Annotated in this window: 29 protein-coding genes; 6 read left to right on the top strand and 23 right to left on the bottom strand. The window is 51.4% G+C overall.

Annotated elements, in window-relative coordinates; translation table 11 throughout:
• Positions 1 to 1719: an acetolactate synthase 3 catalytic subunit gene (locus tag OFAG_RS02965; RefSeq protein WP_005878897.1), complete on the bottom strand. Its 1719-nt coding sequence runs from the start codon at positions 1717 to 1719 to the stop codon at positions 1 to 3.
• Positions 1720 to 2160: 441 nt separating this feature from the next.
• On the opposite strand from OFAG_RS02965, the gene OFAG_RS02970 reads away from it, so the two are divergent.
• The 3 genes from OFAG_RS02970 to OFAG_RS02980 are packed head-to-tail and all read left to right on the top strand — an operon-like array spanning position 2161 to position 3743.
• Positions 2161 to 2727 (top strand): RNA polymerase sigma factor, encoded by a 567-nt coding sequence (locus OFAG_RS02970; protein ID WP_005878898.1) that lies wholly within the window; start codon positions 2161 to 2163, stop codon positions 2725 to 2727.
• Positions 2724 to 3134 carry a DUF3619 family protein gene (locus OFAG_RS02975; RefSeq protein WP_005878899.1) on the top strand — a complete coding sequence of 137 codons (411 nt, stop codon included), beginning with the start codon at positions 2724 to 2726 and terminating at the stop codon, positions 3132 to 3134. The genes OFAG_RS02970 and OFAG_RS02975 overlap by 4 nt, the downstream gene beginning before the upstream one ends.
• A gap of 3 nt (positions 3135 to 3137) precedes the next feature.
• Positions 3138 to 3743, top strand: a complete 606-nt coding sequence (locus OFAG_RS02980; RefSeq protein WP_005878900.1) for a DUF3106 domain-containing protein — start codon at positions 3138 to 3140, stop codon at positions 3741 to 3743.
• Here OFAG_RS02980 and OFAG_RS02985 read toward each other — a convergent pair.
• A complete protein-coding gene (locus tag OFAG_RS02985; protein ID WP_005878902.1) occupies positions 3740 to 4444 on the bottom strand; it encodes an ABC transporter ATP-binding protein in 705 nt (234 codons plus the stop codon). The two genes, OFAG_RS02980 and OFAG_RS02985, sit on opposite strands and share 4 nt — an antisense overlap.
• 118 nt (positions 4445 to 4562) lie before the next feature.
• Here OFAG_RS02985 and OFAG_RS02990 point away from each other — a divergent pair, with 118 nt between their 5' ends.
• Positions 4563 to 5102 carry an arylesterase gene (locus OFAG_RS02990; RefSeq protein WP_315970639.1) on the top strand — a complete coding sequence of 180 codons (540 nt, stop codon included), beginning with the start codon at positions 4563 to 4565 and terminating at the stop codon, positions 5100 to 5102.
• Between the two features lie 4 nt (positions 5103 to 5106).
• Here the strand turns inward: OFAG_RS02990 and OFAG_RS02995 are convergent, their stop codons facing one another.
• Both OFAG_RS02995 and OFAG_RS03000 read right to left on the bottom strand, forming a co-directional pair.
• The gene (locus tag OFAG_RS02995; protein WP_005878903.1) at positions 5107 to 5415 is read right to left on the bottom strand and encodes an RnfH family protein; all 309 of its coding nucleotides are present in this window, start codon (positions 5413 to 5415) and stop codon (positions 5107 to 5109) included.
• Positions 5408 to 5842 (bottom strand): type II toxin-antitoxin system RatA family toxin, encoded by a 435-nt coding sequence (locus tag OFAG_RS03000; RefSeq protein ID WP_005878904.1) that lies wholly within the window; start codon positions 5840 to 5842, stop codon positions 5408 to 5410. Before OFAG_RS03000 ends, OFAG_RS02995 begins: the two co-directional genes overlap by 8 nt.
• Before the next feature lie 56 nt (positions 5843 to 5898).
• On the opposite strand from OFAG_RS03000, the gene smpB reads away from it, so the two are divergent.
• Positions 5899 to 6348: an SsrA-binding protein SmpB gene (gene smpB / locus OFAG_RS03005; protein ID WP_005878905.1), complete on the top strand. Its 450-nt coding sequence runs from the start codon at positions 5899 to 5901 to the stop codon at positions 6346 to 6348.
• 22 nt (positions 6349 to 6370) lie between these two features.
• Here the strand turns inward: smpB and iscX are convergent, their stop codons facing one another.
• The 12 genes from iscX to rplM form a co-directional block, all read right to left on the bottom strand.
• The gene (gene iscX / locus OFAG_RS03010) at positions 6371 to 6568 is read right to left on the bottom strand and encodes a Fe-S cluster assembly protein IscX (RefSeq protein ID WP_005878906.1); all 198 of its coding nucleotides are present in this window, start codon (positions 6566 to 6568) and stop codon (positions 6371 to 6373) included.
• 22 nt (positions 6569 to 6590) lie between these two features.
• Positions 6591 to 6929 carry an ISC system 2Fe-2S type ferredoxin gene (fdx, locus tag OFAG_RS03015; protein ID WP_005878908.1) on the bottom strand — a complete coding sequence of 113 codons (339 nt, stop codon included), beginning with the start codon at positions 6927 to 6929 and terminating at the stop codon, positions 6591 to 6593.
• 14 nt (positions 6930 to 6943) lie between these two features.
• The gene (hscA, locus tag OFAG_RS03020; protein WP_005878909.1) at positions 6944 to 8809 is read right to left on the bottom strand and encodes a Fe-S protein assembly chaperone HscA; all 1866 of its coding nucleotides are present in this window, start codon (positions 8807 to 8809) and stop codon (positions 6944 to 6946) included.
• A gap of 2 nt (positions 8810 to 8811) precedes the next feature.
• Positions 8812 to 9333 carry a Fe-S protein assembly co-chaperone HscB gene (gene hscB / locus OFAG_RS03025; protein WP_005878910.1) on the bottom strand — a complete coding sequence of 174 codons (522 nt, stop codon included), beginning with the start codon at positions 9331 to 9333 and terminating at the stop codon, positions 8812 to 8814.
• Positions 9334 to 9353: 20 nt separating this feature from the next.
• Positions 9354 to 9677, bottom strand: a complete 324-nt coding sequence (gene iscA / locus OFAG_RS03030) for an iron-sulfur cluster assembly protein IscA (RefSeq protein WP_005878911.1) — start codon at positions 9675 to 9677, stop codon at positions 9354 to 9356.
• Positions 9678 to 9696: 19 nt separating this feature from the next.
• Positions 9697 to 10095, bottom strand: coding sequence for a Fe-S cluster assembly scaffold IscU (gene iscU / locus OFAG_RS03035; protein ID WP_005878912.1), 399 nt, complete (start codon positions 10093 to 10095; stop codon positions 9697 to 9699).
• Between the two features lie 22 nt (positions 10096 to 10117).
• On the bottom strand, positions 10118 to 11383 hold the full coding sequence (locus tag OFAG_RS03040) for an IscS subfamily cysteine desulfurase (protein WP_005878913.1): 1266 nt from the start codon (positions 11381 to 11383) through the stop codon (positions 10118 to 10120).
• Between the two features lie 15 nt (positions 11384 to 11398).
• The gene (locus OFAG_RS03045; protein ID WP_005878914.1) at positions 11399 to 11866 is read right to left on the bottom strand and encodes an Rrf2 family transcriptional regulator; all 468 of its coding nucleotides are present in this window, start codon (positions 11864 to 11866) and stop codon (positions 11399 to 11401) included.
• Between the two features lie 159 nt (positions 11867 to 12025).
• A complete protein-coding gene (erpA, locus tag OFAG_RS03050; RefSeq protein WP_005878916.1) occupies positions 12026 to 12376 on the bottom strand; it encodes an iron-sulfur cluster insertion protein ErpA in 351 nt (116 codons plus the stop codon).
• Between the two features lie 67 nt (positions 12377 to 12443).
• The gene (argC, locus tag OFAG_RS03055) at positions 12444 to 13493 is read right to left on the bottom strand and encodes an N-acetyl-gamma-glutamyl-phosphate reductase (protein ID WP_005878920.1); all 1050 of its coding nucleotides are present in this window, start codon (positions 13491 to 13493) and stop codon (positions 12444 to 12446) included.
• Between the two features lie 153 nt (positions 13494 to 13646).
• Positions 13647 to 14039, bottom strand: a complete 393-nt coding sequence (rpsI, locus tag OFAG_RS03060; protein WP_005878921.1) for a 30S ribosomal protein S9 — start codon at positions 14037 to 14039, stop codon at positions 13647 to 13649.
• A gap of 9 nt (positions 14040 to 14048) precedes the next feature.
• Positions 14049 to 14477 carry a 50S ribosomal protein L13 gene (gene rplM, locus OFAG_RS03065; RefSeq protein ID WP_005878923.1) on the bottom strand — a complete coding sequence of 143 codons (429 nt, stop codon included), beginning with the start codon at positions 14475 to 14477 and terminating at the stop codon, positions 14049 to 14051.
• A 265-nt stretch (positions 14478 to 14742) separates the two neighbouring features.
• Between rplM and OFAG_RS03070 the strand changes: the two genes are divergently transcribed.
• Complete coding sequence (locus OFAG_RS03070; protein ID WP_005878924.1) at positions 14743 to 15369, top strand: LysE family translocator; 627 nt, start codon at positions 14743 to 14745, stop codon at positions 15367 to 15369.
• Between the two features lie 28 nt (positions 15370 to 15397).
• On the opposite strand, the gene OFAG_RS03075 is transcribed toward OFAG_RS03070, so the two are convergent.
• The 7 genes from OFAG_RS03075 to OFAG_RS03105 all read right to left on the bottom strand — a co-directional run bounded on the left by OFAG_RS03075 (position 15398) and on the right by OFAG_RS03105 (position 23583).
• A complete protein-coding gene (locus OFAG_RS03075; RefSeq protein WP_005878925.1) occupies positions 15398 to 16150 on the bottom strand; it encodes a ZIP family metal transporter in 753 nt (250 codons plus the stop codon).
• A gap of 144 nt (positions 16151 to 16294) precedes the next feature.
• On the bottom strand, positions 16295 to 17368 hold the full coding sequence (locus tag OFAG_RS03080) for a M48 family metallopeptidase (RefSeq protein ID WP_005878926.1): 1074 nt from the start codon (positions 17366 to 17368) through the stop codon (positions 16295 to 16297).
• Between the two features lie 21 nt (positions 17369 to 17389).
• A complete protein-coding gene (gene dut, locus OFAG_RS03085) occupies positions 17390 to 17839 on the bottom strand; it encodes a dUTP diphosphatase (RefSeq protein WP_005878928.1) in 450 nt (149 codons plus the stop codon).
• Between the two features lie 9 nt (positions 17840 to 17848).
• Positions 17849 to 19039 carry a bifunctional phosphopantothenoylcysteine decarboxylase/phosphopantothenate--cysteine ligase CoaBC gene (coaBC, locus tag OFAG_RS03090; protein WP_005878930.1) on the bottom strand — a complete coding sequence of 397 codons (1191 nt, stop codon included), beginning with the start codon at positions 19037 to 19039 and terminating at the stop codon, positions 17849 to 17851.
• Positions 19040 to 19076: 37 nt separating this feature from the next.
• Positions 19077 to 19577, bottom strand: coding sequence for a signal peptidase II (gene lspA / locus OFAG_RS03095; protein ID WP_040719469.1), 501 nt, complete (start codon positions 19575 to 19577; stop codon positions 19077 to 19079).
• Positions 19578 to 19640: 63 nt separating this feature from the next.
• On the bottom strand, positions 19641 to 22553 hold the full coding sequence (ileS, locus tag OFAG_RS03100; RefSeq protein ID WP_005878935.1) for an isoleucine--tRNA ligase: 2913 nt from the start codon (positions 22551 to 22553) through the stop codon (positions 19641 to 19643).
• Positions 22554 to 22626: 73 nt separating this feature from the next.
• Positions 22627 to 23583 (bottom strand): bifunctional riboflavin kinase/FAD synthetase, encoded by a 957-nt coding sequence (locus tag OFAG_RS03105; protein ID WP_005878937.1) that lies wholly within the window; start codon positions 23581 to 23583, stop codon positions 22627 to 22629.
• Positions 23584 to 23601 lie beyond the last annotated feature (18 nt).

The following is a 23601-nucleotide window of genomic DNA, read 5'->3' on the forward strand; positions in this document are numbered from 1 at the left end:
TTATTTGTCCTCCAGGCTCATCAGCATTTCGGTCAGTCCTTTGCCGGCCTTGACCATGGGCCAGACGTTTTCGGTGGAATCTGTCAGGATATTCAAAAACACCAGTTTGTCCTGCAACGAGAAGGCTTCCCGCAAGGCGCCTTCAACATCCGATGGTTTTTCAACCTTGAATCCGACGTGACCGTAAGCTTCCGCAAGCTTGTTGAAGTCCGGAAGAGATGCGACATAGGTTTCGGAATAACGCGATTCGTAATCAAGACGCTGCCACTGGCGAACCATACCGAGGACACCGTTGTTCAGCATGATGATTTTGGGCGTCAGATTGTATTGTTTGCAGGTCGCCAGCTCCTGAATGTTCATCTGGATAGACCCTTCGCCGGTAATACAGGCTACTGTTGCACCCGGATGTGCCATCTGGATGCCCATTGCATAAGGCAAACCGACACCCATAGTGCCCAGACCGCCGGAGTTGAGCCAGCGGCGGGGTTTGTCGAACGGATAGTATTGTGCTGCCCACATCTGGTGCTGTCCTACATCGGAAGCGATATAGGCGTCGCCTTTGGTGACTTCCCACAATTTCTCGATAACGAACTGGGGTTTGATAACCTGATCGGACTGCTCGTATTTCAGGCAGTCTTTTTTACGCCACTCATTGATTTGTTTCCACCAGGGCGCAAGCGCTTGCGGATTAAGGCTTCCGGATGGCGCTGCATCAAGTTGGGCCAGCATTTCCTGCAGGACATCCTTGACATTGCCGACGATAGGGATATCGACCTTGACCCGTTTGGATATCGACGAAGGATCGATGTCGATATGAATGATTTTGCGATCCGCTTTCGAAAAATGATCCGGATTGCCGATGACGCGATCGTCGAAACGTGCGCCGACAGCGATCAGGACGTCACAATGCTGCATGGCCAGGTTGGCTTCATACATGCCATGCATACCGGGCATGCCGATGTATCTTTCGCTGGATGCGCGATAGGAACCCAGTCCCTGAAGGGTATTGACGCATGGCATTCCGAGACGATCGACAAGCTGGTTCAGCTCCGCAGATGAATCGGAAAGAATGGCTCCGCCACCCGCATAAACGAGCGGACGCTCTGCCTGCAACATCATCTGGACTGCCTTGCGGATCTGTCCGGTATGTCCCTTGTCGATCGGCTTGTAAGAGCGCATTTCGATTTCTTTCGGATAATCGAAAATGCAGGATTGCATGCTGACATCCTTCGGAATGTCGATCAGAACGGGGCCAGGACGGCCGGTCGAGGCGATATAGAAAGCTTTTTTGATCGTTACGGCAAGGTCTTTGACATCCTTGACCAGAAAGTTGTGCTTGACGCACGGCCGGGTAATCCCGACGGCGTCACATTCCTGAAAGGCGTCGGAACCGATGGCATGGGTGGCGACCTGACCGCTGATCAGAACAACCGGAATGGAATCCATGTAAGCGGTCGCAAGACCGGTAATAGCATTGGTTACACCCGGTCCCGAAGTGACCAGCGCGACGCCGACTTTTCCTGAACTTCTTGCATACGCATCGGCAGCGTGAACGGCAGCCTGCTCGTGACGGACGAGAATATGCTTGAATTTATCCTGTTTATAAATGGCGTCGTAAATATAGAGAACGGAACCGCCGGGATAACCGAAAACGTGCTCTACTCCTTCTTCCGCCAGACTCCGGACGAGTATGTCGGAGCCTGTCATTTCTAAACTCATACTTCTTTCCTTTCAAGGTCCACTGGAAATTGATCGGATGCTCTTTCCTGACGAAATTGAAATTGCATGACAGAACAATTTTCTTATTTTATTTCGAAAATTTAAAAATAAGCATCAATTTCTCGCGCTTATGGCACGGGTCAGAGCAAACAGCTTTCAAAATAGCAAAGCATGTCTTCACGACAGGCGGCATTATGAGCACCATGTGAGAAAACCTTCCGCCACGGGGTAGAATAGGCGGGTAGCAATTAATCGCCTGCAACATTTTGATCAAGCGCTACTCAATTACAAATGTACAATACTTCAGCAATTGTATAAAGTGCGTAATTTTACACTACTATCTGCACAAGCAGGTCTTTCTTTGCTAGCATTTGCACCTGTTTGACACAGTCACGCTGTGTTTCCTTAATTTCTGTATGGCTGGGTTTTCTGCCAATTCGCATGGCAACCGACAAAGAATTATCTGACTTTCTTGCAAGTGTCGAAAAAAGGGCATTTAAACAGGCTGTCTATGCGGTTCGCAAGGACGAGTCGGCACTTGATATCGTTCAGGATGCGATGATCAAGCTGGCAGAAAAATACGGAGACAAGCCGGCATCGGAGTTGCCGATGCTGTTCCAGCGAATTTTACAGAATACCATCAGCGATTTTTTCCGTCGCGAAAAAGTCAGAAATACCTGGGTCAGTCTTTTTTCAAGTATGTCGGTCAGCCAGGAGGGTGATGATTTCGATATTCTTGAAGTCTATCAAGGGGATGAAACTAACGAAGTAGTGGAATCGTCTGCGGACAAACTGGAAAGAACGGAAATCCTGTCAATTATTGAAGAAGAAATCGAAAAATTGCCAATCCGTCAACGGGAAGCGTTTCTCATGCGTTACTGGAATGATATGGATGTTGCCGAGACGGCGGAAGCAATGAATTGTTCTGTCGGGAGTGTCAAGACGCATTGTTCGCGTGCGACGCATGCGCTTGCAAAGGCTTTAAAGGCAAGAGGGATCGAGTTATGAATATGAAGGAAGAAAATTTCGCTTACAAGGTGCGTCATGCCTTGAACGAAAAGCTGGAAGACATGCCGGAGCATATCACTCAACGGCTTGAACGGGCGCGTTTGGTGGCAGTCAGCAGGAAAAAGAAAACGGCGCCCCTTTACCGGAAAGTTTTTCAACAGGTCTTTGCCGGGACATCCGGTTATTTTTCCGACAATACTTCCTGGATGGGCAAATTGGGACTGGGTTTTCCCATTTTGGTGCTGGTTGTCGGGATGGCCGGCATCTTCCATCATGAACAGCAGCGTCAAATCAGGGAAATTGCCGATATCGACATTGCCGTGCTTTCTGATGAATTGCCCCCGTCCGCTTATGCCGACAGTGGTTTCAAGGCTTACGTTATTGACAGGTCAGGAACCGGAGTCTAGTGGATGAACCGGTCGAACTATCCGAAAAAAAAATCGGTCTCTTTATGGATAGCGGTCGTTGTCGTTATGGTTCTGATCGCTTTCGGGGCGGTTTATACGGTCTTGCCGCTGGATAATCTGAACGTGTTTTTGGGAATGGAAGACGCCAGGGAAACGATCTCTTCCGGGAATTCCTGGGGCAACCTGACTGCATCCCAAAAAGAATCGCTGGCTCCTCTTGAAAAGGAATGGGGCAAATTCAGCACACCGCAAAAAAGGAAGTGGCTGGAAGTGGCAAAGAAGATGGAAGCCATGTCTCCTGAAGAAAAACAGCGGCTCCAGAATCACATCCGTGACTGGCTGAATCTGACGCCCGAGCAGCGTCGCATGGCGCGACAGAACTTTTTGGGGTTTAAAAAGCTCAATCAGGACAAAAAAACAGAGAAATGGCAGGAATATCAGAAGTTGCCCGCGGAAAAGAAACGGGAACTGGCTGAAAAAGCAAGGTCGAAACGGCGTTTGACCAGTCTGGCACATGATTCCGGGAGAAACAGGGTAATCGAACCTGTAAAACAGCCGGAAAAAACGACACAAACAATACAGGACGATACCCCGGAATACTGGCGTTAATTGTTGAGTGTTCGTTCGTTTGCCAGTTTTCCGCCCCGAAGTTCAATGATGCGATGGCATCGGGCGGCTATTTCAGGATCGTGGGTGACCAGAACCAGTGTCAGCCGGTGTTCGCGGTGCAAATCGAACATCAGATCAATGACACCGTTTCCGGTTTGGATGTCCAGGTTCCCTGTGGGTTCATCGGCAAACAGAAGGGGCGGTTCGGTAATAAAGGCGCGCGCCAATGCAACACGTTGCTGTTCTCCTCCCGAAAGATATTTTGGATAATGATTGAGACGGGTGGCCATTCCGACGCGAGTCAAAAGAACTCTTGCACGGCCAAAGGCATCGGATGCTTCCTGCAGTTCAAGTGGCAGCATGACATTTTCTATCGCCGTCAAATGAGGCAGTAACTGGAAGGACTGGAAGACGAACCCCAGTTTTTCTTTACGCAGTCGTGCTCTTTCATCTTCGTTCAGTGAAAAGATGTCGATGCCGCCCAGTTTTACGGTGCCTTCCGTGGGCGTATCCAGCCCGGCGAGCAGGCTCAGAAGTGTCGTTTTTCCCGAGCCGGAGGCCCCGATAATGGCGACGGTTTCATTTTGGCGAATGCTGAAATGGATATCGTGCAGTATGGTCAGTTTCCCGGTCGTATCGGAAACGGTTTTGCCAAGATGGAGAACTTCAATAGCCGGATGGGAGAAAGGAGTGTTTGACATGAGAGTGACAAGTGTTTTCAAAGGACGGCGGTCCGGTTTTCGTTTGCGGCATGTTTTTGTCGTACCGCTTTTATTATGTCTTTTTATCGGGAATCGTGTTTATTCGGCTCCAAAAACGGTGTTGGTATTGGGAGACAGTTTATCTGCGGAATACGGTCTGGAAAGAAATACGGGATGGGTCCGGTTGCTTGATGAACGTTTGAAAAAAAGTTATCCGGACGTCAAGGTCGTCAATGCGAGTCTCAGCGGTGAGACGACAGCGGGCGGAAAAGCGCGCTTGCCCGCATTGCTGAAGCGGTATGTTCCTTCTGTCGTGATTATTGAATTGGGCGGTAATGATGGGTTGCGGGGATTTCCGGTGAAGACGATCCAGGCCAATCTGTCCGATATGATTGACAGCATAAAGAAAGAAAAAGGAAACGTTCTTTTGCTGGGAATGGAGATACCGCCCAATTACGGATCGAGCTATACGCGTGATTTTTCCAATGTTTATCGAACCGTTTCCAAAAAGGACAAGGTGACGCTGGTTCCTTTTTTTCTGAAAAACGTGGCAGACAAGGCCGAACTGTTTCAGGCCGATCGAATCCACCCGACCGTTCAGGCACAGCCTGTATTGTTGGATAACGTCTGGCCTTATCTGAAGCCTTTGCTGAATTGAGGTCTCAGTTTCCGGTAGGCTGCCGGACACGAAGACGCCGGGCTTCCTGTGGCTCTATTTTCAGGGGCCGATAAATTTCAATCCGGTCGTGTGCTTTCAAGGGGGTGTCGAGTGGTCTTTTCTTTCCAAAAATACCGACTTCGCCTTCCTTGGGAGCATGCGGGAGTTTTTCCGTTATACCGCTTTGGAGGATGGCATCGACAAGCCGGGTGTTTTCAGGAACTTCAATATCCAGAAGTACCTGATTTTCAGGCTCTGCATAACAGATTTGGACGGGGATCAGCCGTTTTGAAGAGAATCCGGTATTATCCATATACTTTTTTCGCCCGTTCACAGAAGGAATCGACGAGACTGCTGGTCACAATATCGAAAACCGGACCGATCAGTTTTTCCAGAAAGAAATGTGAAAATTCATAAGCCAGATGCAATTCAACACGGCATTGCCGGTCGTTTAGTGCGGTAAAAATCCAGCGGCCATCCAGTTTGCGGAAAGGGCCGCGGACAAGTCGCATCTGAATGGAAACCGGCGCCACATTGACATTGCAGGTGCTGAAACTTTGCCGGATGCCGCAGAAATTGATGGAGATCGTTGCAACGGCCGTATGGTTGACATTGTCTCTTTGAACATCGACACTGTCGCACCACGGGAGAAATGAAGGATAAGCTTCAATGTTTTCTACCAGCGCATACATCTGTTCCGCACTGTAGCTGAGCACTACGGATTTGTGGACGATCGTCATCGGGTGTTATGGGTTTTGATAAAATCGCTATTTTATACAAGGATGTCTGTCAGGTTATGACTATTGCCGACAATAAAAAAGCTTTTCACGATTATTTTATCGAAGAGCGGTTTGAAGCGGGGATGGCCTTGGAAGGATGGGAAGTCAAGTCCATCCGTGCGGGAAGAGTGCAGCTTAAAGAGGCGTATGTCATTGTCAAGTCAGGGGAGATTTTCCTGTTTGGCGCACACATCAGCCCATTGCCTACCGCTTCGACGCATATCCGGCCGGATCCTGTCAGAGACCGGAAACTGTTGATGCACGCTTCCGAAATCGGCAAGCTCATCGGAAAAGTGGAACGGGCCGGTTATACACTGGTGCCGCTCAATCTGCACTTTTCAAAAGGCCGCATCAAGTGCGAAATCGGCTTGGCCAAGGGAAAGAAACAGTACGACAAGCGGGAAACCGAAAAAGAGCGCGACTGGCAGCGCGAGCAACAGAAAATCATGAAACAGAACCGGCGTTGACCGGGCGCTTTCAACAGCTTGTTCAATCTTCCGCTTCCCTGATCCAGGCCATCAGGATGGCTTCAAGAATTTTCTCGTTCGAGCGGTTCGGATCGTCGTCGAAACCGTCAAGCTTGCAAATCCAGTCGTGCAAATCCGTGAACCGGATGCTTAGAGGGTCGGTATCGGGATAGCGGTCGAACAGTTCTTCCGCGATTCTTTGAGTATCGGACCATTTCATGATGGGTATGCCGGTTGGGATGTCAGCGGTTTTCGCTGACAAGGTTGATGGAGTATTTCGGTATTTCGACTGTCAGATCGTCGCTGCCGATTCTGGCCTGGCATGACAGCCGGGAATCCGCTTCAAGTCCCCATGCCCGATCAAGCATGTCTTCTTCTTTTTCGCTCATTTCCGGGAGCGAATCGAAGCCTTTTCTGACGATGACGTGACAGGTGCTGCAGGCACCGCACTTTCCGCAGGCATGTTCTATCCCGATGTGGTTGTCCAGCAGCGCATCGCAAATCGATTGACCTGACGGCGCTTCAAAACTGGCTCCATCAGGGCAGAGAACGGTGTGAGGCAGTACAGTAATTTTTGGCATATAAGTTCCAAGTATCAGATAACATCTTTGACAGATTTGCCGGCTAACGCTTTTTTGATGCTGCGATTCATTCTCCGGGCGGCAAAGGTTTCCGTGCCTTTGGACAGTGCTTCTATAGCGGCATGAATGGCGGAGGCTGAATCGTCTTTCAGCAGTTTGCGCGTTACGTCCACCAGCGCTTCGATGGCAGTCCGTTCGGTTTCATTCAGGAGGTCGCCATCCGTCCCGAGTGCCGCTTCCGTCGCGCGTATGGTCCTTTCCGCCTCAACCTGTTCTTCTCTCAGGGCGCGTTGCTGCATATCGGTTTCGGCACTTTTGCCTGATTCTTCCAGCATTTTCGCGATTTCCGTGTCGGTCAGACCATAAGAAGGTTTGACGGCAACTGACGCTTCGGTCCCGGAATGAATTTCCCTGGCCGAAACCGACAGCAAACCGTCCGCATCGACCTGAAAAGTAATGCGGATCCGGGGAATGCCAGCTGCCATGGGAGGAATGCCGCGCAATTCGAAACGGGCCAGCGAACGGCAATCGCTGACCAGCTCGCGTTCCCCCTGCAAAACGTGCACGGCAAGTGCAGTCTGTCCATCCTTGAAAGTGGTGAATTCCTGGGCGTAAGTACAGGGAATGGTCGAGTTGCGCGGAATGATTTTCTCAACCAGTCCTCCCATGGTTTCGATGCCGAGTGAAAGGGGAATAACATCAAGTAACAGCCAGTCGTCTCCCGGTGCACGATTGCCTGCCAGCAAATTGGCTTGTGTGGCGGCGCCGAGGGCGACGACTTTTTCGGGATCCAGGGTGGCATGCGGTTTTTTTCCAAACAGTTTCTGGATCTGTCGTCGAACGTGAGGCATCCGTGTGGCTCCCCCGATCAGGATAACACCGGTAATATCGCCGACAGCGAGGCCAGCGTCGCGCATCGTTTTTTTGACTTGTTGCATGGTTTTGCAGACAAGATGGTGCGTCATTTGCTCAAATGCTCTGGCTGTCAGTTCCAGATTGATTTTTTCGCCTGACGAGAGCAGAGCGTTGATCGTGACACGGGCGCGAACGGAGAGACGTTCCTTTGCTTCCCGGGCTTTTGTCATCAGGAGCTGGGTGTCTTCGGCTGAAAGCGGTTTTAAACGGGCTTCTTCGATAATCCAGCAGAAAATGCGATGATCGAAATCGTCTCCGCCCAGTTCGGAATCGCCGCCGGTAGCCAGAACCTCGAATACTCCCTTGTTCAGTTTCAAAATAGAAATATCGAATGTACCTCCACCCAGATCGTAGGCGGCATAGACGCCTTCCGGCGCATTGTCAAGTCCGTAAGCGATAGCCGCTGCCGTCGGTTCGCTAAGAAGTCGCAATACGTGAATTCCCGCCAGTTTTGCGGCATCTTTCGTGGCTTGCCGCTGGGCATCATCGAAATAGGCGGGAACGGTAATGACGGCGCCAGCGAGCGGTTCATCGAATGCTTCTTCGACGCGCTGTTTCAGGGCGCCCAGTATTTCTGCCGATACTTCGACAGGACTTTTGGTGCCGGCAACTGTTTCGATCCTGACCATACCGGGGTTGTCCAGAAACTGGTAGGGCATGCTTTCCCGGTTGGTCACATCCTTCAAGCACCGTCCCATCAGGCGCTTGGCTGAAGCGATGGTGTTTTTGGGGTCTTTGTTCTGCGCTTTCCGGGCCAAATAGCCGACTTCAGTGCGTCCATCCGGAAAATACCGGACAACTGAGGGCAACAATGCCCGGCGTTGTTCATCTTCCAGTACTTCGGGAATGCTGTTGCGAACGGTGGCCACCAGCGAATGGGTCGTGCCGAGATCAATGCCGACAGCCAGACGGAACTGGTGGGGAGCGACGGACATGCCCGGTTCTGCGATTTGAAGGAGTGCCATATTCAGTTTGTCGAGTCGAGTTCGTCAAAAGCCTGACGGATTTCTTCACCGAATTTTTCCAGAAACATCATTTTCCGTATTTCCGGAATGGCCGTCTGGAACTGGCGACGGTTCAGAAGATTTTCAATCATTTGCAATTGCTCACGGCGCAGATTTTGTTGTTTCTGATCGAGTTTTTCCAGCAGGGCCCCGTTTTTTGTCGCCTTTGCGTTTTCAAGCGACTCGCGCCATTCCATTTGTTGCATCAGGAAGGCAGGTTCCATCGAAACATGCGTTTCTTTCTGTACATCGTATCCGTTCAGCTCGCAAAGATACGCACTGCGCCTGAGGGGATTTTTGAGAATCTGATAGGCGTCGTTTGCCATGGTCGCCCATTGCATGGCTGTCCGTTTCTCGGCTTCTGTTGCCGTGACAAAACGATCCGGATGGACCAGATTCTGTATTTCCCGGTAGGCGTTATCGAGCAAGTTCCCATCAATAGCGAACTGTACGGGCAGATTGAAAAACTCGAAATGATTGGGCATGTATCACACTGTTGCGAAAATCAGACCTTGAAGCTGTTGCCACAGCCACAGGTATCCTTGACGTTCGGATTGTTGAATTTGAATCCCTCATTCAGACCTTCGCGGGCAAAGTCGAGTTCCGTCCCGTCAAGATACGGCAGACTCTTGGGATCGACGAAAATTTTGACGCCGTTGGATTCATAAACAATATCGTCTGCATCAGGTTCATCGACGTATTCCAGCTTGTAGGACATGCCTGAACAGCCGGTTGTCTGGACGCCGAAACGCAAGCCAATGCCTTTGCCGCGCCGTTCCAGAAAACGGCTAATGTGATTTGCCGCCTTTTCAGTCAGGGTAATAGCCATTTTTTCTCCTGTTCTGTCCTTATTCTGCCTGATTCTTTTTTTCCTGCCGTTTCTGGTAATCGTCAACCGCTGCCTTGATGGCATCTTCCGCCAGAATGGAACAGTGTATTTTGACGGGAGGAAGCGCCAGTTCGTCCGCTATTTCAGAATTCTTGATTTTCAGCGCTTCGTCCAGTGTCTTGCCTTTCACCCATTCGGTAACGAGCGAGCTGGATGCGATCGCCGAGCCGCAACCGTAAGTCTTGAAACGGGCGTCTTCGATCAGGCCGTCTGCGTTGACCTTGATTTGCAAGCGCATGACGTCGCCACAGGCGGGCGCGCCGACCATACCGGTTCCGACGGAATCGTCATCCTTGTCGAAGCTGCCGACATTGCGCGGGTTTTCGTAGTGATCCAGTACCTTGTTTGAATAAGTCATTTTCCGTTCTCCCGTGATCGTCTCAGTGCGCTGCCCATTGAATCGTATTGAGGTCAATGCCGTCCTTGTACATTTCCCATAGCGGCGACAGCTCGCGCAGTTTGGCGACCTGGGTTTTTACGAGGTCGATGGCAAAATCCACTTCTTCTTCCGTTGTAAAGCGCCCGATGGTAAACCGGATCGAACTGTGGGCCAGTTCATCGCTGCGTCCCAGCGCACGGAGTACATAAGACGGTTCCAGACTGGCGGAAGTACAGGCGGAACCGGAAGAAACGGCCAGTCCTTTCATTGCCATCATCAGCGATTCTCCCTCGACGTAATTGAAGCTGACGTTCAGGTTGTGCGGGATGCGATGTTCCATATCGCCATTGAAAACAACCGCTTCAATCTGGCTCAACCCGTCTGCAAGCCGTTTGCTCAACACTTTCATCCGGGCTATTTCTTCTTTCATTTCTTCCCGGGCGATCCGGTAAGCTTCACCCATGCCCACGATCTGATGAGTCGGCAGCGTGCCTGATCTCATGCCGCGCTCATGACCGCCACCGTGCATCTGTGCTTCCAGCCGGACACGCGGACGGCGGCGGACGAAAAGCGCTCCGACACCTTTGGGCCCGCATATCTTGTGAGCCGTCAGGGTCATCAGATCGACCTTCGTTTTTTGCAGGTCGATATCCATTTTTCCGGCTGCCTGTGCGGCGTCGCAATGAAAAATGATGCCTTTGCCACGGCACAGTTCGGCGATTTCGTCTATTGGCTGGATAACGCCGATTTCGTTGTTGACCATCATGACGGAGACCAGAATCGTATCCGGACGGATCGCTTTTTCAAGCTGTCTGACTGTGATCAGACCGTTTTCCTGTGGATCGAGATAAGTCGCTTCAAAACCGTCGCGTTCCAGTTCCCTGAAAGTATCCAGCACGGATTTGTGTTCCGTTTTGACCGTGATGATGTGTTTGCCTTTTGTCTTGTAAAACCGTGCGGCGCCTTTTAAAGCCAGATTGTTCGCTTCGGTCGCGCCCGACGTCCAGACGATTTCACGGGCGTCTGCATTGATCAGCGCGGCGACATGGGAACGGGCCTCTTCAACGGCTTTTTCCGCTTCCCATCCGTACAGGTGACTGTTGGAAGCCGGATTGCCGAATTTCTCGCACAAATAGGGAATCATTTTTTCCGCAACGCGCGGATCGACCGGTGTTGTCGCCGAATAATCCATATAAACGGGATAAGAGGCGTCGCGACTGGATTCTTTCAATATGCTGCATTGGGTAACTTGTGCCGGATTGTTCATGCTGTTTGTATCCTTTTATTTCGCCGGTTTTGCAGAAAAGGCAAGTTTTTTGGAGTTTTGTCCGTTTGATAAAAGGGCCGAATCCATTTCAGAAAGATCCGACAAAAGTACGGACTCCAGATAATCGATAATTCTTTCATTCAGGCTTGCCCATAAATTATGAGTGACGCACTTGACGCTTCCTTTTGCACAATTGCCGTTTCCACCGCATCGTGTTACATCCAGCGGTTCATCGACGGCAAAAACGATGTCGGCTATGGTAATATCGCCTGCATTTCCGGACAACAGGTAACCGCCTCCGGGGCCGCGTACCGATTTGACCAGATTTCCGCGACGTAGTTTGGAAAACAGTTGTTCCAGATAGGCGACGGAGATATCCTGTCGTTCACTGATGCCGGCAAGGGAAACCGGACCGTTCTTTTGATGTCGGGCCAGATCAATCATAGCCATGACAGCGAAACGTCCTTTTGTCGTCAGTCGCATGGGATTTTGTCTGAATGCCTATTAGTTGATTATTTTAGTCAAGTATAGCAGAAGTCCAAAAAGTCTGCCAGCTGTGCGGGAGATGCGGCCTGACGGTTCTTGCGGAAAGACAGATAAAAAAAGGACGCAGAAATGCGTCCTTTTTCCAGGGAAACAAAATCAGGGAGCGAATGAAGAACCACAACCGCAGGTTGTCGTAACATTCGGATTTTTGATGACGAACTGGGCGCCGTTGATATCTTCCTTGTAATCGATTTCGGCTCCGACCAGATACTGATAGCTCATGGGATCGATCAGTAACTGTATCCCGTCTTTCATCATGGTGGTATCGTCTTCATTGATGTTTTCGTCGAAGGTGAAACCATACTGGAAACCTGCGCATCCGCCTCCCTGCACGAATACACGCAACTTCAAATTGGGATTGCCTTCTTCAGCGATCAGTTCGGCGACTTTTTTGACGGCATTGTCGGTAAAGTTGATCGGGGCTGGCATTTCTGGGTTGTCACTCATTGTTTACTCCGGAATTTAAAAGATAGGTTCATTATAAACATGAACCGGAATTTCTGTTTGTCATGCGTCATGGCAATACCGGGACCTGTTTCAGGCCTGTTGTTTCATCCAGTCCACACATCAGATTCAAGCACTGGACGCCCTGACCGGCGGCGCCTTTGACCAGATTGTCTTCGACAACCAGAATGACCAGCGTGTTGCCGTTTCCGGGCCGGTGAACGGCAATGCGCAGATAATTGGAGGCACGCACAGACCTCGTTTCCGGATGGGAACCGGCCGGGAGCACGTCGACGAACGGATCGTTGCGGTAATAGTCCTCGTAAAGCGACTGGAAATCGATTCCGGACGCTTCCGGTCTCAGGGTTGCATACAGTGTCGAATGGATGCCGCGAATCATGGGAGTCAGATGCGGAACGAACGTCAGACCGATTTCGCGGGTATTGCCGGTTATGGCTTTCAGGCCCTGAACGATCTCGGGAAGATGGCGGTGGCCTTTGACGCCATAAGCGTGGAAATTGTCGGACGATTCGGCAAACAGCGAACCCACCGACGCTCTTCGGCCCGCTCCTGAAACGCCCGATTTGCAATCGGCGATCAGCATGGATTCGTTAACCAGCGGTTTTCCGTGGCCCAGCAATGGGGCAAGCCCCAGCTGGACAGAAGTGGGATAACATCCCGGAAGCCCGATCACCCGGGCTTTTCTGATTGCTTCGCGGTTGACTTCGACCAGCCCATAAACTGCCTCTTGCAATATGTCTGGACACGCATGAGGCATGCCGTACCATTTCTCGAATTCCGCTGTGTCTTTCAGCCTGAAATCGGCCGCGAGATCAATGATTCTGACACCAGCCGCCAGCAATTTACGGGCATGCGACATAGCGACGCCATGAGGGGTGGCGAAAAAGACGACATCGCAGCCGGTCAGATCTGTTTCTTCCGGAGAAGTAAAAGCCAGATCGACGATTCCCCGCAGGGAGGGAAACATGTCCGCGACAGGCAGGCCCGCGTCGCTACGCGCCGTGATGGCGGTCAGCTTTACCTCAGGATGGGTGGAAAGGATGCGTAACAGTTCGACGCCGGTGTAACCCGTGCCGCCCACAATGCCGACTTTGATCATTCTTGCCTCATGAAGAAAAATGTAATTAAGCTTTTTATTTTAGCGGGATTGCGATGGTTTTGCCTGTATAAACGATAGAAAAAAGTCGCCTGACAAAAGCCAGACGACTCTGAAAAAGACAAACGGCACCACAAGGATACCGTGTGGCACGAATTAACGTTTGGAGAACTGTTTTGCGCGGCGTGCCTTGCGAAGGCCGACTTTTTTCCGTTCGACTTCACGGGCGTCGCGGGTGACGAAGCCGGCTTTGGACAAGGCCGGTTTCAGTCCGATGTCGTAATCGATCAGCGCACGGGTAATGCCGTGACGAACCGCGCCTGCCTGACCGGATTCACCGCCGCCGGATACATTGACCATGATATCGAAACGTTCGACATTGTCGGTCAGTTCGAGAGGCTGGCGAATGACCATCAGGCCAGTTTCGCGGGAGAAATATTCGTTGGCCGGCTTGCCGTTGACAGTGATTTTTCCTGAACCCGCTTTAAGAAAAACGCGAGCCACAGCGCTTTTGCGACGGCCGGTTCCGTAATTGTAGTTACCGATCATGTCTGCTCCTTAGATTTCAAGTGGCTTGGGCTGTTGGGCGCTGTGTGGATGAGTTTCATCCGCATACACTTTCAGCTTTTTGATCATGGCATAACCCAAAGGTCCCTTCGGGAGCATACCCTTGACGGCTTTTTCAAGTGCGCGGCCGGGAAACCGCTGCTGCATTTTTTCAAAAGACGTTTCATAAATGCCGCCCGGGAAACCGCTGTGACGATAATATTTCTTGTCGGTCATCTTGTTGCCGGTAACACGCAGCTTGCTGGCATTGACAACGATAATGTAATCGCCGGTATCGACATGAGGGGTAAATTCCGGTTTGTGCTTGCCACGGAGACGGCGTGCCACTTCGCTGGCGACACGTCCGAGAACCTTGTCGGTTGCGTCAATCACAAACCAGTCACGCTGGACTTCACTGTCCTTTGCGGAAAAGGTTTTCATGGTAATTTCCTGTAATGTTTATTCGTTCAAATGGGTGGTTCCGCCTGAATTAAAAGGCGGACACAGCCTTCTGTTATTTTCCTGAACGCACGGAAAGAACGAAATTATAGACGTATCAATAACTTGACGTCAACGACCCATGTGCTGGCATGAAAATCTTTTTACGTTTTTGTACAGAAAAACATCCGGAAAACAGGAAACCGATTTTAATGGTCGTTGCATTCAGGTATTCTTTTTTCTTTAATATCCCATTTCCGTTTTTAAAATGATTCCACTGGATATCCTGGGCACTTATTTTGTCGCTTGCCTGATTCTGGCCATTGCGCCGGGACCCGACAATATATTCGTGTTGACGCAATCGGCCTTGCAGGGAAGAAAGGCAGGGCTTCTCGTGGTGATGGGTCTGTGTACCGGGCTGCTTTTTCATACGTCAGCCGTTGCGCTGGGGGTTGCCGTCATTTTCAAAACGTCTGCGCTGGCATTCACTTTGCTGAAAGTGGCCGGTGCGGCTTATCTGCTCTATCTTGCGTGGGGTGCTTTCCGAAGTGGCGCCATGACGATTGAAGGAACGGGCAATCCTGTCCTGAAAAACGGCCAGTTATACAGACGCGGGATTTTCATGAATATCACCAATCCCAAGGTCAGCATTTTTTTTCTGGCCTTCCTCCCGCAATTCGCCAGTCCCGCAAGGGGTTCGCTAGCCTTGCAGATGCTGGAACTGGGCTTTGTTTTCATCCTTTCCGCCATTCTGGTGTTTGGCGCCATTGCACTGGCAGCCGGTTCGCTGGGAGAGTGGCTGAACCGTTCGGCCAGCGTTCAGCGCTGGATCAACCGCCTTGCCGGTACGGTATTTGTCGGGCTTGCGATCAAGCTGCTGCTGACGGAACGTTAGCGGTTCAGAAAAAACCGTGTAGGCAGGATCAGTGTGAATGGTGCAGACTGTGGGTAATGGCGAAAATGATCGCAATGCCTGCTGCAACCAGAACGATTTGCGGGATGGTCTCGCGAATTGTGCTTCGGCGCTGCATTTGCGGCATCAGATCGCTTAAGGCAATGTATATGAAACCGGCTGATGCCAGGGTCAGGACATATGGGATCAGTTCCTGCGCGCGTCCCAGCGTATAGTACCCGATCAGTGCGCCGCTCATGGATGTGACCGTATTGCTCAGACTGTAAAAGAAAGCGCGTTTGCGGGAAAAGCCGGCATTTAACATGACAATGAAATCACCGACCTGCTGGGGAATTTCATGGGCCAGAATGGCCAGACTGGTAATCAGACCCAGATATGGATTGGTCAGAAAGGCAGCCGAAATAAGAATGCCGTCGGTAATGGAGTGAAATCCATGTCCGATCAGAATCATCCATCCGGCGGAACCGGCTTCATGCCTGTCAAAGCCTTTTTCATGATGATGGCCGTCCCCTTCGTGATGATGGGAATGCCGCAGGATGGAAAATTTCTCAAGCAGGAAAAAAGCCAATAATCCGATCAGGAGCGTCAGAAAAAGGTGTTCCGGTTTTGCCTGCATTTCAAATGCTTCCGGGAGCGCATGCAGCAGGGAAGTCGAGAGCATCATGCCGACCGACAGGCTGATCATCAACTCGATCATTCGTGCCAGAACGGAAAACGACAATGCGGCAGCCAGCGTTACGCTGGTAGCGCCGATACAGAACACGGCAAGCAGCGTGAAGATAAGTGGAGAGCTAATGTTCTTGCTCCTTTTTTCGGTTTAACGTTTCCATTTGCCGGTCAAAGAGAAATTGTCCCGGAGCGGTTTACCTGGTTTCCGGTTCCGATTGCCAGACGGCGGCAGGTTGGTTTATTTTGGTTTTGCCAGCGCTTTTCTCCGCTTGTCGATCGCCTTGATGCGCGTAATCGATTGCGGCATGGCTTCAAGACGTGCCGATGTGGCGGGATGCAGGGCGGTGTAATTTCTGGCGTTGGTGGCGGGAAAGCGATAGGCCAGCCGTTTCCAGAAACGGGTCGCATCGTCGATTTCATAACCGCCTCTTAAAGCCATAGCCAGGCTCAGGGTATCGGCATCGATGTCGAATTTTTTCGGCATCGGTTTCAGTCCTGTCGTGCCGGCGATCGATCGCGGGGGGGTATGAAGCAGGTTATCGATCAGCGTTGTGGCAGCGCGGGTGTTTTGGAGGGTTTTTGCGTGGCCGAGAACATTGTGCGCCATTTCCTTGGAAATAACATACGCCAGATTTTCATCCGATTTGGCAAAAAGCATCATGCCCTGAGTCACCAGAATACGGCTGCCGTCGGAATAGGTATTGACATTTCCGGTCTGTCCCAGCTCAATACGGAAGCCACAGGCCGGAGTCAGGGGAACGCTTACGTTTTTTCGGGCGTTGTTGCGCAGAACGGTCAGGTTCAGGGATTTGTTTTTCGAAATCATCGGGGAGAGCATTGCGACGGTGTCGCGCTCGGCATGGATTCCTTGCGGTACCGGCCGGTTTTCGATGCGAAGCAGAATATCGCCGCGTTGCAGTCCTGCACGCTGGGCACCGCTGCCCGGGATGACATTCATGATCTGAAGCCTGTCGTCCAGACCGTAAGTCTGGGCGGCAAGAGAAGCCATGTCCGTCGAATAGGTATACTTGTTGGCGACGCTGAAACCCAGCAGATTCCGGAACTGTTTGCGGCAAAGGTCTGCATTGTCAATCAGCAGTTTTCCGCCTACCTTGTCGAGCCTGTCCTGCATGGCAACAATTTGCTTGAGTTTTGCAGGGCCAGCCGTTTCGATAACGGCTTCTTCATTATCCACCCAGGCTGTATCGGTCGCGCAGGCCGAGACGAGTGCGGCGCAACAGAGGCAGACAAGCCTGGGCAGTATCCGGTAATTCCGGATAGAGCGTTTTAGCGATTGCAAACGTTTGATCATGCTTTCAATACCTTTTTCCTGTCAGATTTTTCCCGTACTGCCGAAACCGCCCGTTCCACGGGAACTCTCCCCGAATTCATCGACAACACGGAATCCAACCTGAAGAACGGGAACGATAACCAGTTGTGCCAGTCTTTCCAGCGGATTTAGAGTAAACGGTTCGATTCCCCGGTTCCATGTCGATACCATCAATTGTCCCTGATAGTCCGAATCAATCAGGCCCACGAGGTTGCCGAGAACAATGCCGTGTTTGTGACCGAGGCCGCTGCGCGGAAGAATGAGGGCGGCATAACCCGGATCGGCAATGTGTATTGCCAGACCGGTGGGAACCAGTTGCGTGGTACCGGGAGCAAACGTTACCGGTTCTGTAATACAAGCCCGCAAGTCCAGCCCTGCACTGCCGCCTGTCGCATATGAAGGAAGATATTCCTTCATTCTTGGATCCAGTATTTTGATATCAATCGTTTTCATGAGAGCTTCTTAAAGACGTTTTGCGATTTGTTCAATCAGCTGGCGGGCCAGGTTCTGCTTGCTGCCATGCGGCAATTCGAGACTGCCGGTTTCATCGAACAGGACAAGGGTATTGTCATCTTTGCCGAAAGTTTCGTGTCCGATGTTGCCGACCAGAAGAGGGATGCCTTTTTTCTGGCGCTTTTCTTCGGCATGCTGTTTCAGTTTTTCGGATTCGGCGGCGAAACCGACGCAATAAGGGGGATCGGGCAAGGCGGCGATGGACGCAAGAATATCCGGATTCTCGGCAAATTCAAGGACCGGGGTTTTGCCATTCCCGTTTTTCTTGATTTTCTGTTCGCTGGCATTGGCGACTCGCCAGTCAGCAACCGCGGCGACCGAAATGAAGATGTCCTGCTTGCTGATATGGGACATGACGGCGTCGCGCATCTGGATGGCGGTCATCACATCAATACGCTGGACGCCGTATGGCGTTTCCAAAGCCGTTGGGCCTGAAATAAGGGTGACGGATGCACCGGCTTCACGCGCGGCACGGGCGATAGCATAGCCCATCTTGCCGGAAGAACGGTTGGTAATACCGCGCACGGGGTCAATCGGCTCGAACGTCGGGCCGGCTGTAATCAGTACGCGCCGGTTTTCCAGATAGTTGGGCTGCAATGCCGCGATGACTTCTTCCAGCATCTGGGCCGGTTCCAGCATGCGGCCCTCGCCTGTTTCACCGCAAGCCTGATAACCGGATGCGGGGCCTATGACCTGGACTCCATCCGCTTTGAGCTGGCCGACATTTCGCTGCGTTGCCGGTTTTTTCCACATTTCCGCGTTCATGGCGGGGGCAACCAGAAACGGAATATGCGACGGTCTTGCCAGGCACAAAGTCGATAACAGATCGTCGCACAGTCCATTGGCCAGTTTGCTCATGAAGTTGGCAGAACAGGGAGCGATGACGACAAGGTCAGCCTGACGGGTCAGGTCGATATGAGGCATGTTGTTTTCCAGACGGTCGTCCCATGAATCCGTAAAGACGGTGTGTCCTGTCAGTGCCTGCATGGTGACCGGCGTGATGAATTTTTGCGCGCTGTCCGTCATGACGACCTGAACCGAAGCGCCTTCGCGGATCATGGCACGTGCGAATTCAGCCGATTTGTAACAGGCGATGCCCCCGGTCAAACCCAGTAAAATTTTCTTGCCGGACAAATCCATGTTTTCTCCAGAGTGGTAGATACAGTCTGAAACAAGCTCAGTTTTTCCTGACACGTTTCAGTTCGTCTATGATAAACAGAACGGCGCCGATTGTAATGCCGCAATCCGCGATATTGAAGGTAGGCCAGTGCCATCCGAAAGCGTGAACATCCAGAAAATCGATAACGTGACCGTAAAGCGATCGGTCGATCAGGTTTCCGATCGCTCCTCCCAAAATCAACGCCAGAGACAGACAGAAGAGCTTCTGATGGGAATGCCGCTTCAACAGATAAACGATAAATATAACGGCAACAACACTGATGACCGTGAAAAAATAACGCTGCCAGCCCGCTTGAGATGCCAGAAAACTGAAAGCGGCGCCTTCATTGTAGACAAGAAGCAGATTGAAAAATGAAGTCAGTTTTATGGCTTGCCCGTAGCTCAGGGTGTGGGTAATCCAGATTTTGCTGAGTTGATCGAAAAGGACGATCAGAATGGCAAGGCCCAGCCACGGCAATATGCCGGTCTTGTTTTTGTAGTAAAGGTTTCTGGTTGCCATATCAATATCTATGAATACCGCCGGATTCACGGAAGGCTGCCGGCGGCTGAAAATAAAACCCGATTATACGAACTCGCGTTTTTCCCCTTTGCCGAACAGATTGGCGGCACAGCGTGCGCATATTTGCGGATGTTTCGGATCCGAACCGACATCGCTGCGATAATGCCAGCAGCGTTCACATTTCTGATATTGTGAAGGTTTGACGGTAATGGATTCCGATGCAACATCCGGAACCCGGATAACGTCGGCACGCGATGTGATCATCAGGAATTTCAAATCGTCGTCCAGACTCTTTAACAGATCGAACTTTGCGCCCGATGCGCGAATTTCGATTTCGGCTTGCAAGGACGAGCCGATTTGTCCCGATATCCGGACTTCTTCCAGCCGTTTCATCACATCAGCACGAATTTCTTTCAGCTTGCCAAATTTATCGAGCAGGGCGTTTTCGTCCTTGATCTCCGGTAAAGAATAAGCAGTCAGCGTGAAAAGCGTTTCTCCACTGGCTTCAAATTCCTCGGGAGAAGCAAAAGCTTTCCAGGCTTCTTCCGAAGTGAACGACAGAATTGGCGCCATCAGGCGAAGCAGGGCATGCGTGATATGCCACAGGGCTGTCTGGGCAGACCGGCGGGCGCGGGAGACTTCTCCTGAAGTGTAAAGCCGGTCTTTCAATATATCGAGGTAAAGACTTCCCAATTCTTCCGAGCAATAAGTTTGCAGTTTTGCCACAACAGGATGGAATTCGAATTTGTCGTAGTGCGCCATGATTTCCGTCTGAAGCGACTTCATGGACGCAAGGGCGTAGCGATCCACTTCCAATAGCTCGTCTATCGCCACAGCATCCCGGGTGGCATCGAAATCGGCCGTGTTCGACAGGAGAAAGCGCAGGGTATTGCGGATACGACGGTATGATTCGGTGACGCGTTTTAAAATTTCATCCGAGATGGAAAGTTCTCCCGAATAATCGGTCGAGGCTACCCAAAGGCGCAAAATGTCCGCTCCCAGCGTATCGAACACTTTCTGGGGAGCGATGACATTGCCCATTGATTTCGACATTTTCCTGCCTTCGCCATCCACGACAAAACCGTGGGTCAGCAGCATTTTATATGGCGGACAACCATCCAGCATGGAAGACGTCAGAAGCGACGAATGAAACCAGCCTCTGTGCTGATCAGACCCTTCCAGATACAAGTCGGCGGGGAAACGCAACTCTCTGGCATGCGAACCGCGCAAAACGGTCAGATGTGTTGCGCCGGAATCGAACCAGACATCCAGCGTATCGCGGTTTTTTTCATACTGGCCAGCCTCGTCGCCCAACAATTCTTTCGGGTCAAGCGTCTGCCAGGCTTCGATGCCCTCTTTTTCCACGCGCTTTGCGATTTCTTCCAGCAACTCAAGCGTTTTCGGATGCAGTTCTCCCGTTTCGCGGTGAACGAAAAAGGCCATTGGAACGCCCCATTGCCGCTGGCGAGACAGGGTCCAGTCAGGACGGTTGGCAATCATGCCCTGCAATCGGGCTTTGCCCCAGTCCGGATAGAACGTCGTCTGTTCCACACCTTTCAAGGCGGTTTCGCGGAGCGTCATATCCGTATCGTTCGGCTTGACATCCATGCCCGCAAACCATTGCGAGGTGGCTCTGTAGACAATCGGGGTTTTATGACGCCAGCAATGCATGTAACTGTGGGTCATCATATCGAGATTCAGGAGCGTTCCGGCTTCCCGCAGGGTATTGCAGATCAGTTTGGAAGCGTCCCAGATCATCATGCCGCCGAACAGAGGCAAGGAGGATACATAGTGGCCGTTGCCCATGACCGGATTCAGGATTTCGTCGTCTTTCATCCCGTGGGACTTGCACGACAGGAAGTCATCAACGCCATAGGCCGGAGCTGAATGGACAATACCGGTGCCGGTGTCCAGCGTAACGTATTCTTCCGAGTAAACCGGCGAGAAGCGGCGGTAACCCTCATGAGCGTCGTAAAGAGGATGCCTGAACCGGATGCCTTCGAGTTTTGCACCCTGGGTCGTTGCCAGAATTTTCCAGGTTTCAAGACCGTACCGTTTCTGGAGCAAAGTACGATCTGTCTCGGAAGAGGGCAGTTTTGCCCGTTCTTCGGCAATGATCAACAGGCCCTTTTCCGTTTCAACCAGCGCATATTCAAATTCGGGGTGGACGTTCAAAGCCTGATTGCCCGGAATCGTCCAGGGAGTTGTTGTCCAGATGACGGCATAGCCCTGTGAGAGTGGCAGGCTGTCCAGTCCAAAAGCGGCGGCGATTTTTTCGGGTTCGGCAAACGGGAACCCGACGTCGATCTCCGGATCGCGCCGGTCCTGATATTCCACTTCCGCTTCAGCCAGTGCCGAGCCACAATCGAAACACCAGTTGACCGGTTTTAAGCCACGGAACACATAGCCTTTTTCAATCAGACGGGCCAGCGCGCGGATCTCGTTGGCTTCGTTTTGATGATTCATCGTCAGATACGGGTTGTCCCAGTCGCCCAGAACGCCCAGACGAATGAAATCCTTTTTCTGCCGTTCGACCTGTTCTTTTGCGTAGGCGCGGGCTTTTGCCTGGACTTCGGTTGCCGACAAATTTTTTCCATACATTTTTTCGATCTGGATTTCAATCGGCATGCCGTGGCAATCCCAGCCGGGGACATACGGCGCATCGAAACCGGCAAGACCGCGCGACTTGATAACGATATCTTTCAGAATTTTATTGACGGCGTGTCCAATGTGAATATCGCCATTGGCATAAGGGGGGCCGTCATGCAGAATGAATTGCGGGCGGCCTTTTGCCGCCTTGCGAATCCGTTGATAAATCTTTTTGTCCTGCCACTCTTTGATCCATTCGGGTTCCCGTTTGGCAAGATTGCCGCGCATCGGAAAAGAGGTATCGGGCATATTGACCGGATATTCCTTGCCCGGTTTGTTTTTGTCCTGCTGTTTTTTACCGGACTGGTCGGATGGTTTGTTAGACATTTTTTATCACACTCAGGTTTGCAACGGATTAAACGACAGATTTTACCGTTTCCGTTCGCATTTCAGTTAACTTTTACGCGGATGTTTTCTGTTTCGCGAAAAACGATCTGGCTGTATCGACGTCGTTTTGGATAGCCTTTTTCAATGCGTTCAGATCGGGAAATTTTTGATTATCCCGCAATTTCTTCAAAAATTCGACCTGAACAAGGGAGCCGTAACAAGTGCGGCCGAAATCGAGTATGTGCGTTTCCAGCATGATATGACGGTCGCTTTCGATAGTAGGACGTGTTCCGATCATGGAGACCGACGGCAACGGTTTTTCCTCCAGACCGTGAACCCGGGTGATGAAAACACCCGACAGGATCGGATTGTAATGCCGTATCGGCAGATTGGCTGTCGGAAAACCCAGATCGCGTCCGATTTTATCGCCGTGCACGATATGTCCGGAAATGGCATAGGGTTTTCCCAGAAGGCCGGATACTTTTTCAAAATCGCTCTGTTCCAGCGCCTGCCGGATACAGGACGAGGAAATGCGTCCGTTTTCATCCATTACGGCAGGCAACACTTCAACATGAAAACCGAATCTTTTGCCCGCTTCTTTCAGCTCATCAGTCGTGCCGGTCCGTCCTTTTCCGAAACGGAATTTTTCGCCGATGATGAGCCATCTGACGTTCAAGGCCTTTACAAGGATTTCTTCTATGAATTCTTCCGGAGACAGGCTGGAAACCGTATTGTTGAACCGGGCAATCGTAACCTGATCGACGCAACATTGCGCCAGTGCCTGGACTTTTTCACGCAACGGGGTAATGGTGGCGGGAGCGCTTGATAAAGTTCCGGTTTTCAGGGCGAAATACTGCCTTGGGTGCGGATTGAATGTCAGCACGGCGGCCGGCAAATGAAGACGGTCTGCCGCTTCCCGCAGTTTGGCAAGCAATACCATGTGTCCCTTGTGGACGCCATCGAAATTGCCGATTGTCAGTGCACATGGGCCATGTGGAGGATCATACAAGAATCCGCGAAAGACCTTCATCGAATTTTTTTGAAAAAT

The organism is Oxalobacter paraformigenes, from assembly GCF_000158475.2.
GTDB lineage: Bacteria > Pseudomonadota > Gammaproteobacteria > Burkholderiales > Burkholderiaceae_D > Oxalobacter > Oxalobacter paraformigenes.

What these genes read in the sequence shown, in the direction of transcription:
- OFAG_RS02965 (WP_005878897.1), bottom strand. Translation starts at nt 1,719, where the DNA reads ATGAGTTTAGAAATGACAGGCTCCGACATACTCGTCCGGAGTCTGGCG.
- OFAG_RS02970 (WP_005878898.1), top strand. Translation starts at nt 2,161, where the DNA reads ATGGCAACCGACAAAGAATTATCTGACTTTCTTGCAAGTGTCGAAAAA.
- OFAG_RS02975 (WP_005878899.1), top strand. Translation starts at nt 2,724, where the DNA reads ATGAATATGAAGGAAGAAAATTTCGCTTACAAGGTGCGTCATGCCTTG.
- OFAG_RS02980 (WP_005878900.1), top strand. Translation starts at nt 3,138, where the DNA reads ATGAACCGGTCGAACTATCCGAAAAAAAAATCGGTCTCTTTATGGATA.
- OFAG_RS02985 (WP_005878902.1), bottom strand. Translation starts at nt 4,444, where the DNA reads ATGTCAAACACTCCTTTCTCCCATCCGGCTATTGAAGTTCTCCATCTT.
- OFAG_RS02995 (WP_005878903.1), bottom strand. Translation starts at nt 5,415, where the DNA reads ATGGATAATACCGGATTCTCTTCAAAACGGCTGATCCCCGTCCAAATC.
- OFAG_RS03000 (WP_005878904.1), bottom strand. Translation starts at nt 5,842, where the DNA reads ATGACGATCGTCCACAAATCCGTAGTGCTCAGCTACAGTGCGGAACAG.
- smpB (WP_005878905.1), top strand. Translation starts at nt 5,899, where the DNA reads ATGACTATTGCCGACAATAAAAAAGCTTTTCACGATTATTTTATCGAA.
- iscX (WP_005878906.1), bottom strand. Translation starts at nt 6,568, where the DNA reads ATGAAATGGTCCGATACTCAAAGAATCGCGGAAGAACTGTTCGACCGC.
- fdx (WP_005878908.1), bottom strand. Translation starts at nt 6,929, where the DNA reads ATGCCAAAAATTACTGTACTGCCTCACACCGTTCTCTGCCCTGATGGA.
- hscA (WP_005878909.1), bottom strand. Translation starts at nt 8,809, where the DNA reads ATGGCACTCCTTCAAATCGCAGAACCGGGCATGTCCGTCGCTCCCCAC.
- hscB (WP_005878910.1), bottom strand. Translation starts at nt 9,333, where the DNA reads ATGCCCAATCATTTCGAGTTTTTCAATCTGCCCGTACAGTTCGCTATT.
- iscA (WP_005878911.1), bottom strand. Translation starts at nt 9,677, where the DNA reads ATGGCTATTACCCTGACTGAAAAGGCGGCAAATCACATTAGCCGTTTT.
- iscU (WP_005878912.1), bottom strand. Translation starts at nt 10,095, where the DNA reads ATGACTTATTCAAACAAGGTACTGGATCACTACGAAAACCCGCGCAAT.
- OFAG_RS03040 (WP_005878913.1), bottom strand. Translation starts at nt 11,383, where the DNA reads ATGAACAATCCGGCACAAGTTACCCAATGCAGCATATTGAAAGAATCC.
- OFAG_RS03045 (WP_005878914.1), bottom strand. Translation starts at nt 11,866, where the DNA reads ATGCGACTGACGACAAAAGGACGTTTCGCTGTCATGGCTATGATTGAT.
- erpA (WP_005878916.1), bottom strand. Translation starts at nt 12,376, where the DNA reads ATGAGTGACAACCCAGAAATGCCAGCCCCGATCAACTTTACCGACAAT.
- argC (WP_005878920.1), bottom strand. Translation starts at nt 13,493, where the DNA reads ATGATCAAAGTCGGCATTGTGGGCGGCACGGGTTACACCGGCGTCGAA.
- rpsI (WP_005878921.1), bottom strand. Translation starts at nt 14,039, where the DNA reads ATGATCGGTAACTACAATTACGGAACCGGCCGTCGCAAAAGCGCTGTG.
- rplM (WP_005878923.1), bottom strand. Translation starts at nt 14,477, where the DNA reads ATGAAAACCTTTTCCGCAAAGGACAGTGAAGTCCAGCGTGACTGGTTT.
- OFAG_RS03070 (WP_005878924.1), top strand. Translation starts at nt 14,743, where the DNA reads ATGATTCCACTGGATATCCTGGGCACTTATTTTGTCGCTTGCCTGATT.
- OFAG_RS03080 (WP_005878926.1), bottom strand. Translation starts at nt 17,368, where the DNA reads ATGATCAAACGTTTGCAATCGCTAAAACGCTCTATCCGGAATTACCGG.
- dut (WP_005878928.1), bottom strand. Translation starts at nt 17,839, where the DNA reads ATGAAAACGATTGATATCAAAATACTGGATCCAAGAATGAAGGAATAT.
- coaBC (WP_005878930.1), bottom strand. Translation starts at nt 19,039, where the DNA reads ATGGATTTGTCCGGCAAGAAAATTTTACTGGGTTTGACCGGGGGCATC.
- lspA (WP_040719469.1), bottom strand. Translation starts at nt 19,577, where the DNA reads ATGGCAACCAGAAACCTTTACTACAAAAACAAGACCGGCATATTGCCG.
- ileS (WP_005878935.1), bottom strand. Translation starts at nt 22,553, where the DNA reads ATGTCTAACAAACCATCCGACCAGTCCGGTAAAAAACAGCAGGACAAA.
- OFAG_RS03105 (WP_005878937.1), bottom strand. Translation starts at nt 23,583, where the DNA reads ATGAAGGTCTTTCGCGGATTCTTGTATGATCCTCCACATGGCCCATGT.